This is a genomic window from Dichotomicrobium thermohalophilum, from assembly GCF_003550175.1.
Taxonomy (GTDB): domain Bacteria; phylum Pseudomonadota; class Alphaproteobacteria; order Rhizobiales; family Rhodomicrobiaceae; genus Dichotomicrobium; species Dichotomicrobium thermohalophilum.
On record NZ_QXDF01000001.1, the window covers coordinates 272,501 to 287,819 of the forward strand.

12 protein-coding genes (1 of these 12 only partly in view) are annotated in these 15,319 nt (G+C 64.3%); 5 read left to right on the plus strand and 7 right to left on the minus strand.

What is annotated here, in order from left to right:
* A protein-coding gene (locus BXY53_RS01255) for an SGNH/GDSL hydrolase family protein (protein WP_170144286.1) crosses the window boundary here: on the minus strand, positions 1 to 1,026 show its 5' portion. It extends 177 nt beyond the left edge of the window; 1,026 of the gene's 1,203 nt are visible here — the first part of the coding sequence; the start codon lies at positions 1,024 to 1,026; its stop codon lies off the left edge, out of view.
* Positions 1,027 to 1,088: 62 nt separating this feature from the next.
* A complete protein-coding gene (locus BXY53_RS01260; protein ID WP_119061692.1) occupies positions 1,089 to 2,300 on the minus strand; it encodes a lytic murein transglycosylase in 1,212 nt (403 codons plus the stop codon).
* 242 nt (positions 2,301 to 2,542) lie between these two features.
* Here BXY53_RS01260 and BXY53_RS01265 point away from each other — a divergent pair, with 242 nt between their 5' ends.
* From BXY53_RS01265 to rpmB, 5 genes are all read left to right on the plus strand, one after another.
* Positions 2,543 to 4,696: a LysM peptidoglycan-binding domain-containing protein gene (locus BXY53_RS01265; protein WP_170144287.1), complete on the plus strand. Its 2,154-nt coding sequence runs from the start codon at positions 2,543 to 2,545 to the stop codon at positions 4,694 to 4,696.
* Between the two features lie 126 nt (positions 4,697 to 4,822).
* Complete coding sequence (locus BXY53_RS01270; protein ID WP_170144288.1) at positions 4,823 to 5,842, plus strand: tetratricopeptide repeat protein; 1,020 nt, start codon at positions 4,823 to 4,825, stop codon at positions 5,840 to 5,842.
* A 60-nt stretch (positions 5,843 to 5,902) separates the two neighbouring features.
* A complete protein-coding gene (tilS, locus tag BXY53_RS01275; RefSeq protein WP_170144289.1) occupies positions 5,903 to 7,183 on the plus strand; it encodes a tRNA lysidine(34) synthetase TilS in 1,281 nt (426 codons plus the stop codon).
* Positions 7,184 to 7,371: 188 nt separating this feature from the next.
* Entirely contained in the window at positions 7,372 to 9,312 is a 1,941-nt protein-coding gene (ftsH, locus tag BXY53_RS01280) for an ATP-dependent zinc metalloprotease FtsH (protein WP_119060143.1), read from the plus strand.
* 131 nt (positions 9,313 to 9,443) lie between these two features.
* A complete protein-coding gene (gene rpmB, locus BXY53_RS01285; protein WP_119061693.1) occupies positions 9,444 to 9,761 on the plus strand; it encodes a 50S ribosomal protein L28 in 318 nt (105 codons plus the stop codon).
* 5 nt (positions 9,762 to 9,766) lie between these two features.
* Here rpmB and BXY53_RS01290 read toward each other — a convergent pair whose 3' ends face one another.
* From BXY53_RS01290 to BXY53_RS01310, 5 genes are all read right to left on the minus strand, one after another.
* Positions 9,767 to 10,774: an esterase-like activity of phytase family protein gene (locus BXY53_RS01290; RefSeq protein WP_119060144.1), complete on the minus strand. Its 1,008-nt coding sequence runs from the start codon at positions 10,772 to 10,774 to the stop codon at positions 9,767 to 9,769.
* Position 10,775: 1 nt separating this feature from the next.
* Positions 10,776 to 11,729, minus strand: coding sequence for a penicillin-insensitive murein endopeptidase (mepA, locus tag BXY53_RS01295; RefSeq protein WP_119060145.1), 954 nt, complete (start codon positions 11,727 to 11,729; stop codon positions 10,776 to 10,778).
* Positions 11,730 to 11,755: 26 nt separating this feature from the next.
* Complete coding sequence (locus BXY53_RS01300; protein WP_119060146.1) at positions 11,756 to 12,370, minus strand: methyltransferase family protein; 615 nt, start codon at positions 12,368 to 12,370, stop codon at positions 11,756 to 11,758.
* Between the two features lie 18 nt (positions 12,371 to 12,388).
* Positions 12,389 to 13,363: a prolyl aminopeptidase gene (pip, locus tag BXY53_RS01305; RefSeq protein ID WP_425359175.1), complete on the minus strand. Its 975-nt coding sequence runs from the start codon at positions 13,361 to 13,363 to the stop codon at positions 12,389 to 12,391.
* A gap of 105 nt (positions 13,364 to 13,468) precedes the next feature.
* Positions 13,469 to 15,319 (minus strand): VC_2705 family sodium/solute symporter, encoded by a 1,851-nt coding sequence (locus BXY53_RS01310; RefSeq protein ID WP_119060148.1) that lies wholly within the window; start codon positions 15,317 to 15,319, stop codon positions 13,469 to 13,471.

Genomic DNA, 15,319 nt, shown 5'->3' on the forward strand with positions numbered 1-15,319 from the left:
GTCGATGGCCAGTTGCTCACCCGGCGGCGAATAATCGGAGAACGACACGGCACGGTTACCCCGGCCATTTTCAGCATTCTCCTCGGCGACAGTAATATCTCCGGGCACTGGCGCGACCGCATCGCCCGTCTCCGCCGTCGCCTCGTCCACATTATCCTGCTCGTCGGGCCTTTGCTCCTGCGACATGCGTGCGATTTGCGCCTGTTGCTGCTCATCGCCGGCCAGCGGAATGCTGCGCTCGCGCCGTGCCGCGGCCAGGTCGCGCTTGATGACAGAGGCGGCAAACTCGGCAAGCTTGCGGTTGCCCTCGGCGGTAAAGCCGATCCCGTTGTTGTCGCGCAGCCGCTTGGTGACGCCCTCGACACTCGGGCCGTAGGCGCTGAAATTCCCGAATTGATCGGAAAAGCCGTTCCAGGTGTCGATATACTTCACCCCGCCGATATAGGCTCGCTCGCGGATGATGCTGTTGATCTGCTCATACTCCGCCCGGCCCTCCTCGTCCGCGACAATCGGGAGGCCCATCCAGTAGACCGCGACCTTCGCTTTGGTCAGCTTCTCGATGATCGAGTCGACCCGCAGCCTGTAGGCTTCCGCCCAGGCTTCGGTACCGAAATCCTCGAAACCGCTGGCCGCGCGGATCCGGCGCCGGTCATTCGTGCCGAGCATGATGACCGCCACGTGCACTGTCTGGTCTTCGAGGATGTCCTCGATGCGGCGCGACCAGTTGTAACGATCGGGTCGGGCCAGTCCGCTGGAATTCCGAGTCTCCTGTTCGATCTCGATGCTTGCAGACTCGTCCAGTGCTTCCGGCAGGGCGGTCGCGAGCCCGGCAGCCAGGAAGTCGCCAATGACATAGAGCTTGTATTTGTCGGTTTCCGGGAAGGGGTTGATGTAGCTTTGCGTCCAGGCGGGGACGAACGGTGCGTCATCGTCCTGCGCGTGGGCTGTGGCGGTGAGGGCGAAGGCGAGAGCGGCCAACCCAACCGCGAGCTTCGCCGCACGAACACCGATCCAATGCCAATTCACTCGCCCACGTACCATACTGAAACACCTGACGAAAAAATGCGGCAAAACGCGGACGTTTTACCCTAACCGGCCTGGGCCGCACGCATCCTCTTCAGCAGCCGCTTGGTCGGAAAACCGTCCGGAACCATGTTGCGCGACCGTTGAAACGCACGCACTGCTGATTTCGTGTTCGGACCTACGATGCCGTCGATCTTTCCGCGCAGGAAACCCATCTCAGCGAGCATTTTTTGGAGCTCTTTGCGCTCGCTGCGCGCCAGAGGCTGCTCGCTGGTGGGCCAGGATTGCTGGATCGGCCCGAAGCCCATCAGCCGGTCCGCCAAATGCCCGACAGCCAGCGCATAAGCCGTTGCATTATTGTAGCGCTTGATGACGTAGAAGTTATTAATCAGCAGGAACGCCGGCCCGTTCGCGCCTGCCGGTACGATCAACCGCGCCGGATCAGATGGACGCGGAAACGGTCTGCCGCCGGGCCGCTTGATCCCGAACTTCGTCCATTCGGCGAGCGTGCGCTGCGTGCGCCCGTCGGCCAGCGCGTAGTCGAAGCCGTCCGGCAGGATGACCTCATAGCCCCATGTCTCGCCAGTATTCCAGCCTTTCTCCTTCAAAAAATTCGCGGTGGAGGCCAGCGCATCGGAAATCGCTCGCCAGATGTCGCGCGTGCCATCGCCGGTGAAGTCGACGGCGTAGTCGAGGTAGGTGGTGGGTATGAACTGTGTGTGGCCCATCGCCCCGGCCCACGAGCCTTCCATGTTGGCGACATCGATGTCACCGCTGTCGAGGATCTTCAGTGCGGCGAGAAGCTGGGTCCGACCGAACTGTGTCCGGTCGCCCGTGTAAGCCAGCGTTGCAAGCGACCGAATAACGCTCTTGTTGCCCATGAAGGAGCCGTAGCTCGTCTCCATGCCCCAGATCGCGGCGAGGTAGTGACGGTCGACACCGTACTTCTTTTCGATGGCGGCAAACTGATCGGCGTAACGGCGAAGCTGCGCGCGACCCTTGCGGATGCGGGCTTGCGAGACAGCGCTGCCCAGATAATCCCAGATCGGTTTGACGAATTCTGCCTGGTTGTTCTGGGCTTCGAGGATTTCAGGATCGGGCGTCAGTCCGCTCAGAGCCGCGTCCAGCGTTCTCTGCGAAATTCCCTGCGCGGCTGCGTCCGCGCGGAAGCCCTTGAGCCAGTCGGAAAAGGCCTCATCGGCCTGCGCCGGCAAAACCACCAGCACCTTAACCGCGAACGCAAAAAGCGCGGGCAAGGCGCGCTGAACCCACCTCATGCAAGACACCTTATCCATCTCAACCCCGAAGCCCCTCTCTGCGCTTTCGTCTTACCACGCGCCAGCGCGAACTCAAGGCCGGCGGCGCACCAGCGAGTCAGCATCCCCGATTCGTTGAGATATTGTTAACTAACGGATCGTGAAAAATGTCGGCGCAATTCGCGTTTAATTTTTGCTTCACCTCTCCAACCCACGATCAAGCTTTCAGTAACCTGCGTCATCGGCAAGGGCACATAGAGGCCATGAGGATCGAATTGGGTTGGGTATCCCGCAACGCGCTGGCGTTCGCGGATGGTCGGCGTTTTGTTTGCCTTGTTGGCTTTGTTATCGCTGCCGGCGTAATGGCGGGAGCGGCGACAGATGTCCAGGCGCAGATGTCGACCTTCGCCGATAGGTTCGAGCACTGGCATAACGCCCGCGGTGCGGATTATCGGCAGGAGCGGAGCCACGAGCGGTACGCGCCTGAACCGCGAAACCGGTCCTGGCGGGAGCCACGGGAGGAAGAGCAGGCCGGCCGGTATCATACTGTCGAAAGTGGTGAAACGCTCTTTCGCATTTCCAAGCGCTATCACGTATCGGTGGAAGCGCTGATGCGTGCGAATGGTGTTTCCGATCCGCGTGAACTGCGCGTTGGGCAGCGCCTGACCATCCCCGAAGCCGGCGCGCGAACCAGCTCACCAGTCCTCCAGCGCGATCGCGCGGAGCGCCCTGAACGGCGGCGCTATACCGAGCCGCGCCCGTCTCCTGACCACGAGTCATCCAGATACGGTGAACCACGCCGAGACTATGCCCCTGACACTCCCGAAGAGCGCCCCAGGGCGCGCAGGCAGCCTCAGGACCGCCGTGCAGGGTCGGGCCGCGCCGCCCTGCGCCGCCTTGCGGAAACGATGACCGAGCCAGCGGGCCGCGGTCAGGACAGCGAAATTCCCGCCGGCTATACCTTCTTCGCTCAACTCGTCGGCGCCGATCTGCAAGTCGATCAGATGCTTGACGGCTGGCGAGACGGGGGCGGCGCCCGGCGCGTCTCAGCCGAACTCGACCTCGACATAATCTATGGGGATGGGCCACGGGCCAACCCTGAAAGGTTCTATGTGCCCTATATCCGCACCGGCCCGCGCCTGAACCGCTCCGGCAAGCGGTATGCCTTGTCGCGGCACATGCCGCCCGCGGGTCACATCTTCGTCACCCAGCTTCAGGCCGCGCTGATCGAACTGCACAACCGCGCGGTCGACATGCTGATCGAGCGGCATCTGGCGAGCGAGAAGAGCCGCTTTTGCGAAAGCGATGACTGCTCAAACGTCGAGCTGGCGCGGGCGCTGCCGAAGTCGAAGCAACTGCTTCTCTTCAACGACGCGCGGGAAACGGTCATCCACTACTATCACCGCGTCATCGTGGAGGACCTGGTGCCACGCCTGATCGGCGATGAGCGCACGCAGGACATCGTCACCAACGGTCGCGATCTGTTCTTCGCCGCCGGTTTCCGGGACGGCGAAGAGATCAAGCAGCCGTTTATTCCGAACGAATTTGCCTTGGCGGCCTATCAGTTTACCGCCAGCCAACTGCGAACGAGCTACAAGATGCGCGAAGGCGAACGCGCCCGGCGCTTCGATCCGAGGTGGCTGGCCGCAAACGGCGGGCAGCACGAACGGCTGCGTTCCGACGACCTCGCGGACTGGCGGTATTTTGTCGACGTTCTTCCCCAACCGCCGGAGGGATTTAATCGTGCCCGACTGATCGACCCATACCTGGCGTCGGTGCGCCGCGGCTGGCACGAGAACCGTCGGACGCGGAGCACTGCGGAGGCGATCCTGCTGGCTGGTGCCCGTGCCGGACTGCGGTCGGGTCAGGCCGTGGCGGAAAAGATCCTTCCCGACCTACGCAAGCGCGGCGTTCTCTACCTCTGGGAGCCGCGCCAGGAGGCGGGCGAAGCCGATGAGCCATGGCGCGGCTATATCCTACCGCCCGACCGACCCACGCGCGAAACCATATCCGGCGAAACGCCGCTCTGGTACTACGTACTTCAGGAAGCCGACGCGATGGGCGCCCCCACCAGCATCGGCCCGGACACCAGTGCCTATGCGGCCTCCCCCGACGGCGCCCGCTACGCAGCGGCGGGCGACAGCGTATCCGACGGCCAGCCTCGTATGCGCGGAGGCCACACCCTCGGTCCCGTGGGCGGTACAATCGTCGGGGAGGTGCTCATCGGGCTGGCAGAGCACTACGCAATCAAGACCGGCAAGGGCCTTGGCTATCGCCCGCCGATCGGCGCCAGCGCATACGGAGAACGCGACCGCTTCACGCTCACTCGCGCGCGTGGCAACAGCGGCGAACTCGGCGAGCGGTATCTGCTGCGCAATCTGCTGATCGACGCAGGCGTTGCCGTCGCGCTGCGGTGAGCGGCTTGACAAGCTCGCCGGCATGGCGCAACCAACACGCGATTTGCCGCAGTCCTGTCGCGATTGCGGCGCAACGAGAGCGTCGGCTGCGATGCCTGCGGCCGCTCGCGTGTTTGGGACCATATGATGCCAACTCTTTTTTCGAGACTTGTCCAATCCGTTTGCCTCGCGCTGCTGCTTAGCGCGGTCGTTGTGGCGCCGGCGCGCGCCCAGGACAGCGAAGAGGCCGCCAGCGAGGCGCAAAGTGCGCCGTCGAGCGTGGAAAAGCGGCTGCGGCGGATCGAGGACAGCCTCATCGACATGCGCGCAATGATCGGCGCGCTGCAGAGCTTTGCGCCGGGTGATGGCGTCGCCCCGGGGCAAGAGAGTCCAGAGCCGGAAGCCGACATGTCGAGCGAACCCTTTGGCCAGGGCGAAGATCCGCTCGCGCAATCGGCGCCACAGCCATCGACAGGTCCTGGCCCGGAACTTCAGCAGCTCGAAATCCAGGTGCAAGCGCTGTCCGCCCAGCTCTCGGAGACAGTGAAACGGCTGAATCGGCTGGAAGCTGCGATCGGGCAGGGTGCTACCGGCGAAACGGACGTGACGGCGCAGCCGCCCGCCGAGGACGATGCGACGGATATGGCTGCGGAAGATACCGAGCCGGACACGGAAACGGGCTTCGGCACGACGACCGTGCAGACGCCCACTGCGCCTGATGACGATTTTGGCGCGTGGGAAGACGAAACCATGAGCGCGCCGACCGACGAGGCCGGGAACCCGGATGCTCAGGCCATGTTCACCCAGGCCTATGACGCGCTGCAGGCGCAGGACTATGCAGCCGCGCGCGACGGGTTCCAGCAGTTTCTCGAGACTTATCCCGACGATCCGCTGGCCAACGATGCGCGCTACTGGCTCGCTGATGCTGCCTTCGCGGAAGGCGACTACGTCGTGGCGGCCAACAACTTCGTGAAGGTTTACAACACCGCGCCCACCGGGGAAAAATCCGAGGAGACGCTTTTGAAGCTGGCGGTGGTGCTGCGCCGGCTGGACCGCCCGGAGTCGGCATGCGACGCGCTGAGCCGTCTCGATGGCCGGCTGGACGGAATGCCCGAGACGTTTCAGGATCGCGTCGCTGACGAACGCCGCCGTTCGGGCTGCGGATAGTTAACCGCGATCGCGTGCGACCTCAGCGCTTCGCCGGCATATGGGGCTAAGGTGTCCGGCGTGCTGACTCATCAAGACATTGACGCGTTGTTTGCACCGCTGACGCGCTTTTCGCGTGTTGCGCTCGCTGTTTCCGGAGGAGGCGACAGCACGGCTTTGATGCGGCTAGCGCACCAATGGGCGCAGCAAATCCCGTCCCCGCCGGCGCTGATCGTTCTGACGGTCGATCATTGCTTGCGCCCGGAGTCACGGCAGGAGGCGGAATGGGTCGGGGAGCAGGCCGATGCGCTCGATCTGCCGCATCACATCCTGACTTGGGAAACCGCCCCGCCGGGAGCCTCGCAGGCCGAAGCGCGGGAGGCGCGTTACACGCTGCTGGCCGACTTCGCTCGCGCGCAAGGTATCGGCGCAATCGTCACCGCGCATACAGCCGATGATGTGGCCGAGACGTTCCTGATGCGGCTGGCGCGCGGCAGCGGCGTGGACGGGCTGGCAGCGATGGCTTCCGAAACGGCCTGGGACGGCGTGGCTGTGCTCCGGCCGTTCCTCGGCGTTTCGCGGGCTGCGCTTCGCGCCGAGCTCGATGCACGCACGGCCGTATGGCTGGAAGACCCGAGCAACGCCGAGGCGCGGTTTGAACGTGTCAGAATACGCCGCGCTCTGGATACGCTCGCCGAGCTCGGTGTGACGCGGGCGCGGATGGTCGAAAGCGCCGAACGGCTGAGGCGGGCGCGCGAGGCGATCGACACGGCCGCCGCTGATTTCATCAATGGACACATCACAGTCAGCCCGGCGGGCTATGTCCGAATTGATGCCAAGGCATTGCGCGGGCTTCCGGAAGAAGTGGCCATTCACGTGCTCAAGCGGGTGCTTTTGGCCGTGGGCGGGCAGCTTCGCGCGCCGCGCCTGCGCAAGCTGGAGATGCTGGCCGCTCAACTTCGCGCCGGACTCGAGGCTTCGATGACGCTGGGCGGCTGCGTTATCGCCCCGGAGCCTGGCACGCTAGTGTTCTGCCGCGAGCCGGGAAGGCTGCGCGCGGCACCCCTGACACTCCGCCCCGGCGAAACCGCGCTCTGGGACCGGCGCTTTCGGATCATGTGCCGTCACTTGCGCCATCCGGTCCGTGTCGCCGCGCTCGGTGAAGACAATGTTACGGCATTGCCCAAAGCGGTCCGAGAGCAGCACCCTGCGCCCGCCTTGGCCGCGCTGCCCGCTCTTTACGCAGAGACCCGACTCCTGGGCGTCCCCGTGCGTGGCTTCGCCCTCACCGATCAGCATCCCGATACCGCAAACTGTGCGGCCGCGTTCATCTGGCACGGTGGCGGCACGGGATATGCATGAAACGGAAAGGTTTTCAGCCGCGACCAGACCGCGCAATGCTTGGCAAAGAGAACCACCAACCATATGTTTGTCGTAATGCCGCGCATGGCTGAAAATCGCGTGAGGTACTCGTCTGCACTGCGTATCGCTCGGCCCCCCGCCGGGCACGTCCGCTGCGCACGCGAGGCAGCGAAAGGCAAGGACGTCAGATGAATTCGAATTTCCGTAACTTCGCCATCTGGATCATCATCGGTCTGCTCCTGATCGCTCTGTTCAACCTGTTTCAGAGCCCAAGCCGTCAGACCGCCGAGAACAGCATCAGTTACTCTCAGTTCCTGAGCGCCGTTGAGGACAGCAATGTCCGCTCCGTGACGCTCTCGGGCGACAAGATCGTGGGTCAATACACCGACGGGCGCAGCTTCGAGACCTTTGCGCCAAATGATCCGAAGCTGGTCGAGCGGCTGGAGAACCAAGGCGTCGGCATTTCGGTCGAGCCGCAGGACGACAGTTCGCCCACGCTGCTGAGCATCCTGATTTCCTGGTTCCCGATGCTGCTTCTGATCGCCGTGTGGATTTTCTTCATGCGGCAGATGCAGGGCGGCGGCGGCCGCGCGATGGGTTTCGGCAAATCCAAGGCGAAGCTGCTCACCGAGCGGACGGATCGCGTCACCTTTGACGACGTCGCGGGCGTCGACGAAGCGAAGGAAGATTTGGAAGAGATCGTGGAGTTTCTGCGCGATCCGCAGAAGTTTCAGCGCCTCGGCGGTCGCATTCCGCACGGCGCGCTGCTGGTCGGCCCGCCGGGCACCGGTAAGACGCTGCTGGCCCGCGCGATCGCGGGTGAAGCGAATGTGCCGTTCTTCACGATCTCGGGTTCGGACTTCGTTGAAATGTTCGTCGGTGTGGGCGCGAGCCGCGTGCGCGACATGTTCGAGCAGGCGAAGAAGAATGCGCCTTGCATCATCTTCATCGACGAGATCGACGCGGTTGGCCGGCACCGTGGCGCTGGCCTCGGCGGCGGCAATGACGAGCGCGAGCAGACGCTGAACCAGTTGCTGGTCGAGATGGACGGCTTCGAGGCGAATGAAGGCGTGATCCTGATTGCCGCGACGAACCGTCCGGACGTCCTTGACCCCGCGCTACTGCGCCCCGGCCGCTTCGACCGGCAGGTCGTGGTGCCCGCGCCGGACGTAATGGGACGCGAGAAAATTCTGAAGGTGCACACGCGCAAGGTGCCGCTGGCGCCGGATGTCGATATCCGTGTTATCGCGCGGGGTACGCCCGGCTTCGCGGGTGCCGATCTGGCAAACCTGACGAACGAGGCCGCGCTCCTGGCCGCGCGTCGCTCGAAGCGGCTGGTCACCCAGCAGGAGTTCGAGGACGCCAAGGACAAGGTCATGATGGGTGCGGAGCGCCGCTCGATGGTCATGACCGACGAGGAGAAGAAGCTCACCGCGTACCACGAGGGTGGCCACGCGCTCATCGGCCTGATGGTCGAGGGCTCCGACCCGGTCCATAAAGCGACGATCATCCCGCGTGGTCGCGCGCTCGGTATGGTCATGCGGCTGCCGGAGCGTGACAACCTGTCCGTCACCCGCCAGAAGATGAAGGCGGACATCGCGGTCGCCATGGGCGGACGTATCGCCGAGGAGGTCGTGTTCGGCTACGACAAGGTGACCTCGGGTGCCGCGATGGACTTCAAGATGGCGACCCAGATGGCCCGTGCGATGGTCACGCAGTACGGCATGTCCGACAAGCTCGGTCCGCTGGCGTATGGGGAGAACGAGGACGAGGTGTTTCTTGGGCATTCCGTCGCCCGGCAGCAGCACCTGTCCGACGAAACCCAGAAGGTCGTCGATGAGGAAATCTACCGCATCGTGGATGAGGGCTATGACTTCGCCAAGCGGCTGATCGAGGAAAACGTCGACAAGCTGCATATCATCGCCAAGGGGCTGCTGGAGTACGAGACGCTTTCCGGACAGGAGATCAAGGACCTTCTGGAGGGTAAGCCTCCGATCCGTGAGTTCCAGGCGGCCCAGCCGGCAAGCGAGCCGCGCAAGCGGTCGTCAGCCGTGCCGAGCGCGGGCCGGAAATCGCGCGGCGGCGAAGAGCCGGACACAGGCGGCATGGAGCCGCAACCCCAGGGTTAAGTAACGGCGAGGCGGAGGCTTTGGGTCTCCGCCTCTCTTGACGCGTCTGGCTTCACAGGCTAATAACAGGGCTTCGCGCGCGGCAGTTGCGCGCATTTTCGTTTCATCTCACCAATTTTCGGGAGACCGTGATGAGCCGCCGTTGCGAGCTAACAGGCAAGACCGCGCAGACGGGTCATAATGTCAGCCATGCGAACAACAAGACGCGTCGGCGCTTTCTCCCGAACCTGTGCGATGTGACGCTGATGAGCGATGCGCTCCAGCGCAGCGTGCAGTTGCGGATCAGTGCGCACGCCCTGCGCACGGTCGATCATCGCGGCGGTCTCGATGCGTTCCTGCTGAAAGCGCCGGATGCGCAGCTTTCGCCCAAGGCGCTCAAGCTCAAGCGCGAGCTGCGTAAGGTTCTGGCGGAGCGGGAAACCGCCGGCGGGGCTGAAGCGGCGTCGTAAGCCCCTTACTCCATCGCAAAGCGCATTAGCAACGTCCGCTGCACCGGGTTGTAATTGTCGTCCGACATCACGGTAAGGATGGTGCGGCCCTCGGCATCGGTATGCACGGCGATGGCCTCCATATTGTCGACCATTCGCCCGTCCTCCGTCTCGTAGAGAACCTCCCCGTCGAGCCGCGCGCCGGGCTTGATGTCTGCCGCGTCGATGCGCCGGATACGCATGAACACGCCGCGCATGATGCCGGCGAAATTCCTCTCCAGCACAACAAGGCCGCCATCGGGTAGCGCCGCGGCGTCCGTGATATCGAACATGCGGCTGCGCTTGAGCCGGATCTGCTCGACCCTGCCTTCGTGGAACAGCCAGCCAAGGCTGTCGCCGCTGATATGCGCACGCCGCTCGGAGAACGCGATCGCCGCGCCCTCATACGGCCCGTCGCGGAGAATGGCCAGAGATTCCAGCGCCTTGTTATCGGGCAGCCGGAGCGCCGCCGGCGGAAGCTCAAGCGCGCCGACCGGCGCAGAGAAGTTGGTTCCGTCGAATTCGTAGCGGTGGATACGGTGCTTGCCCTCAAAAACAATGTAGTAATCTCCAGCAAGCACGCCCGGCTCGAGGGCGGCGAGCCCCTCGGCGTCATTGAGCCCGCGCCCGACTTCCGGGTTATCCCATTCATCGCGCAGCACAAGCTTGCCGATCACCGCGTCGCGCACGTCGATGAGCTGTCCGCCGCGCTCCTCGACACGCATCTTCAGCCATGAGGTGCGGTCGGAAATTGCGAGCAGTTCGGAGCCGTCGGCGCTTACGGCCAACCCTGAATACCCGCCGAACGGGCCGGCGGAAGAGCGCAGGACCAGTCCGCCAAGCCAGGTGAGTTTGCCGAAGCGTTTGCGCTGCGGGTTCGCATAATCGAGGATCAGAGGCCGCGTGTCGACGCGGACATCACGCGGCTCGGCGGTTGCATTGCCACCTGTCAGCGTGATCAGAAGGGCGGCTGCCCAGAGCCAGTGCCGCGCCATGTTAGCCTCCGCTCATGCTGACCGTCTGCGCCTTGGGCGCGGGAACGGGCACGTCGCCATCGGGCGGACCGAGCCGTGCTCCTTCCCGGCTGACGATACGCCGGCATGCCGCAGGCAGGTCCGCGAGCGTCATCGGCGCCTTCTTCTTTTTCGGCTTGTCCGGCTTGGGTGGCGCGGTCAGCAGGCGATACCAATAGTCGAGCGGTTTGCCACAGCCATCTCCGCGCGGTGGCGGCGACTGGTTCCGACACCCCTGATACCCCGGCGGGCATTTCAGGCGGACATGAAAATGGTAATGATGGCCCCACCACGGCCGCACCTTGCGCAGCCAGCCGCGATCGTTGCCAGCCGCCTCGCAAAGCGCCTTCTTGATTGCCGGGTGGACAAAGATGCGCGCCACTTCGGCGTAGGATGCCGCGCGCTTGAGCAGCTTGACATGGCCGGAGGTCCACACATCGGGGTCGACGGACAAGCCGTCCTCGGCCAGCATGGAGACGGCGGACATTCGCTCGCGTTCCCGCCAGGTCAGCCGCCGATCCGGCATGGGCTTGAGCCAGATGTCCGCATCCAAACCGATCTGGTGGCTGGCGTGGCCCGTGAGCATGGGACCGCCGCGCGGTTGGGCCAGGTCGCCGATGAGCAAGCCGGGCCAGCCATCCTTTTTCTGCGCCTCACGCGCCAGCCGCTCGATGTAGTCCAGCAGCGCCGGATGACCCCAGTTGCGGTTGCGGGACAGGCGCATTGCCTGCCAGGCCGGCCCGTTGACGGGCAGTTCCCGCGCGCCCGCCAAACAGCCGCGTGCGTAAGAACCGATCGCCCGCGCTTCCATCGGCACCGGGTCATGGACGAAGCCGAAGACATGCTTCGCTGGCCGCTCCTGCGCGTCGGCCGCGTCGACCGCTAATAGCGCGCCAAACGCCAGAGCTGCGAAACCAGATCGGCGGAATGCCTGCATCGTATCCTCCGCGGTTATCGACCGGCTTAGTTACGGGATTCTTGCGGCATATGTATGAAGGGGAGCTTGCGCCAGCTCAGAAAACGCGGCGTCGACTTCATGTAATCGTCGTAGGCGCGACCGAACTTTTTGCGCAGCCAGGGCTCTTCCGCCAGCGGCATGAGCGAATAGACCAGCACGGCCAGCGCCACCAGCCCCCAGATGATCCACGACCCGGCCGCTGCGCCGATGCCGATATAGCCCATGATCGAGGCGACGTATTGGGGATTGCGGCTGTAGTGATAAAGACCATCGGTCACGAGGCTTTCATCTGCGCCGTAGGTGTTTTCGATGCCGAGATCGAAATAGGCGTAGAAGGTGACGCCGAAGCCGACGACGATCAGCGGAAGACCGATCACAAGCTGCAGCCACCAGAGCGGTCCGCTCAAATCCGCGAGCAGCGCCGCCGCGACCGGCAGCCCGCCCATGCCCGTACGAAACAGGGGCCAGAAGGTGTAGTTCTGCCAGCTATTCTTGCCTGGCGTCGGCCATAGCCGGAAGCTGTCAGAGGTGATCGTCGCGATCATCAGGATAGCGAGCACAATCAGCGCAACCGCGACGATGGCGGCCACGATCGGTCCAAGCGTCGAAATGACCCCCATTACCCCTCCCGAACGCTGTTATTGTTCCGCAAATTTCCGGGTTGCGCGCACCAGCCGGTCCACGATGCCCGGCTCGGTCATGGCATGGCCCGCATCCGGCACGATCTGCAGCGGCGCCTTCGGCCATAGCTTGGCGAGCTGCCACGCCGTTGCCGGCGGCGTCACGAGGTCATACCGACCCTGCACGATCACGCCCGGTAGATGCCTGATCCTGTCCATCTCGTTCAAGAGCTGGCCGTCATATTCGAAGAATCCGCCGTGGTAGAAGTAGTGGCACTCGATACGCGCGAAGGCGAGTGCGTAGCTGCTGCAGCTGAACTTCTCGACAGTGGCCGGGTCGATCTGGAGCGCCAGCGTCGAGCCTTCCCAGACGCTCCAGGCGCGGGCAGCCTCAAGCTGCACCTGCTGATCTGGGCCGGTCAGGCGTTTGTAATAGGCTGCGATCAGATCGCCGCGCTCGTCCGGCGGGATCGGGGCGAGGAATTTCTCGAAGGCGTCGGGAAAAAGCCATGACGCGCCGCTCTGATAGAACCATAACAACTCCGAGCGCCGCAGCGTGAAAATGCCGCGCACGATCAGCGACGTGACTCGCTCGGGGTAGCGCTGCGCATAGGCCAGCGCGAGCGTCGACCCCCAGGAGCCGCCAAACACCTGCCAGCTTTCCACGCCCAGGTGCTTGCGCAGACGCTCCATGTCTTCGACCAGATGCCAGGTGGTGTTGTGCTCCAGGCTGGCGCGCGGGCGTGACTTGCCACAACCGCGCTGGTCGAACAGGATGATGCGGTAGCGGTCGGGGTCGTGGAACCGGCGCATGACGTCGGAGATGGCGCCGCCCGGTCCGCCATGCAGCAGCACCACCGGAATGCCGCGCGGGTTACCGCACTCCTCGTAATACACTTCGTGGCCGTCCTGTTCGGGCAAAAAGCCACAGGCGTTTGTCTGGTCGATCGGCGGGTAGAGGTCCAGACGCTCTTCGGGGGGCGGAAAGTCCAAGGCGTTACACCTGAAAATGGCTGCGACGCACGCATTTGCCCGGACGGCGGGCGATCATCCAGAAAAAGGAGCGTATCGCGGCGCGGCTGTCAACGTCGCTTTGGGTCAGGGGCGTGGCGCTTTGCCCCGGGCCGAGAGGCGGGTCAGGCGCGCATGCAGCGTCTCCCCGCCGGAGACGCGGATTTCGCTGGCGATCTCCGCGGTCAGGTCGTCCGGTTTGGGGGTGATCAGGCTCACGGCAATCGCCGCGATGAACGCCACGGGAACGCCGATAAGTCCCGCTGTCAGGGGATCAAGCAACGCTACGCCGCCGGCGGCCGGTCCCATAACGATCATGTAGATCGCCGTTAGGCCGAAGCCCGCCAGCAGCCCGGCCATTGCCCCGGCCACATTGATCCGCCGCCACCAGATCGAAAGCACGACAACCGCGAAAAAGCCTCCGGCCAGCAGCGAGAATGCCAGCAGCATCCACCGCAGCGGATCGACGAAGAGCGAGCGCGCCAGCCACGCCCCGGCGAGGGCGGCCAGGATCATCCCGAGGCGCGCGACAGCCAGCCTCTGCGCGGCTGTTGAGGGCCGGCGTAGCCAGGGATGGAACAGGTCGTTGCTCAAGACGTTGCCGATGATCGTTATGTGTGCTGCGGCTCCGGCCAGCATGGCCGCCAGCAGCGCCGCGGCCGCCACGCCTGCGAACACCTGCGGCAGCCCGCCTGCCACCGGCAGCACGAGGGCGCTCAAGTCGCGGCTGATAAAGGCTTGCGCCGCGCCCAAGGTTGGATCGAACCCGTCCGACTCTACCCGCATCAGCCCGAGATCCGCCGCGTAGCGCGCCCATGCGGGCAGTTCGGCCATCGGCGTACCGACCACCTGTTGCACGATTGCCGAATGCAGGAAGGCGGCATATGCGACGAGGCTGAGCACCATGAAACCCGCGACCAGCCCGGCCCAGCCCATTGAGCCGCGTACGGCAGCGATCGTCGGGGTCGTGCTCAGCCGTGAATGGACCGCTGGCAGCATGGCGGTGCCGAGCATCATGCACAGGCTCAGCAGCACGAAATCCAGCGCGCTCATGGCGCCGAAAGCCTGCAGGAACGGCTTGGTGATTGACTCCGGCGCCATGCCGGGCAGCGCCTCGGACAGCGGTTGCGGGCTGGCCGCTTCGATCCCCTTGGCCTGCTCTGCCGCAGCGGTCGTCTCGAGGATCGCGCCATAGCTAAGCTGCGGCACCGGCAGGTTCGTCACCTGCAGCGCCACGATCACCAGCGGCGCGGAAATGCCCAGCAGCACAACGATGATCTGTGCGCATTGCACCCATGTCAGGGAGCGCATCCCGCCGAACAGCACCGTCAGCATCGCGAAGGCTGCCGCGATGGCAATCAGCATCTGCTCCGGCAGCGGCAGGAACAGCGCGGCGATCATCGCCCCGATCTTCACTTCCGCCGCAAGCAGCATCACGGAGGGAACCAGGATCAGCACCGCCGCAACGGCGCGCAGGAGGCGCGAGCAGAACCGCATCCCCAGAAAACCCGGCATGGTGAAGCTGCCGGCCTTGCGCAAATACGGCGCGAAGAGGATTGTCAGAAGCGCCAGCCCCGCGCACCAGCCCAACACCAGCGGCAGCCCGTCATAACCAAGGAATACCAGCGCCCCGAGTGCCGTCGCGACAGCGCTTGCGCCCATTACGTTCGCGCTGACCGAGAGTCCGTTGTAGAGCGCCGGCACGCGCTCGCCGGAAACGAAGAAGTCTTCAAGGTTTGTGGTTCGCACCATCAGCCCGATGATGAGGTAGAACAGCGCCGGGCCGAGGATCATCACCTGGTTCACCCAGAATGACGCCAGCCCGAGTTGCTCAAGAATGAGAAGTGTCAGCACGAGCGAGACATAGGCGCTGGCGAAGATCGCAAAGCTGGCGCCGAGGCGGGGATTGACGACCGGGTAGTGGTAGTTGAGAGCCAT

What these genes read in the sequence shown, in the direction of transcription:
- BXY53_RS01265 (WP_170144287.1), top strand. Translation starts at nt 2,543, where the DNA reads ATGAGGATCGAATTGGGTTGGGTATCCCGCAACGCGCTGGCGTTCGCG.
- BXY53_RS01290 (WP_119060144.1), bottom strand. Translation starts at nt 10,774, where the DNA reads ATGGCGCGGCACTGGCTCTGGGCAGCCGCCCTTCTGATCACGCTGACA.
- BXY53_RS01310 (WP_119060148.1), bottom strand. Translation starts at nt 15,319, where the DNA reads ATGGCTCTCAACTACCACTACCCGGTCGTCAATCCCCGCCTCGGCGCC.
- BXY53_RS01270 (WP_170144288.1), top strand. Translation starts at nt 4,823, where the DNA reads ATGCCAACTCTTTTTTCGAGACTTGTCCAATCCGTTTGCCTCGCGCTG.
- BXY53_RS01300 (WP_119060146.1), bottom strand. Translation starts at nt 12,370, where the DNA reads ATGGGGGTCATTTCGACGCTTGGACCGATCGTGGCCGCCATCGTCGCG.
- BXY53_RS01260 (WP_119061692.1), bottom strand. Translation starts at nt 2,300, where the DNA reads ATGAGGTGGGTTCAGCGCGCCTTGCCCGCGCTTTTTGCGTTCGCGGTT.
- rpmB (WP_119061693.1), top strand. Translation starts at nt 9,444, where the DNA reads ATGAGCCGCCGTTGCGAGCTAACAGGCAAGACCGCGCAGACGGGTCAT.
- mepA (WP_119060145.1), bottom strand. Translation starts at nt 11,729, where the DNA reads ATGCAGGCATTCCGCCGATCTGGTTTCGCAGCTCTGGCGTTTGGCGCG.
- ftsH (WP_119060143.1), top strand. Translation starts at nt 7,372, where the DNA reads ATGAATTCGAATTTCCGTAACTTCGCCATCTGGATCATCATCGGTCTG.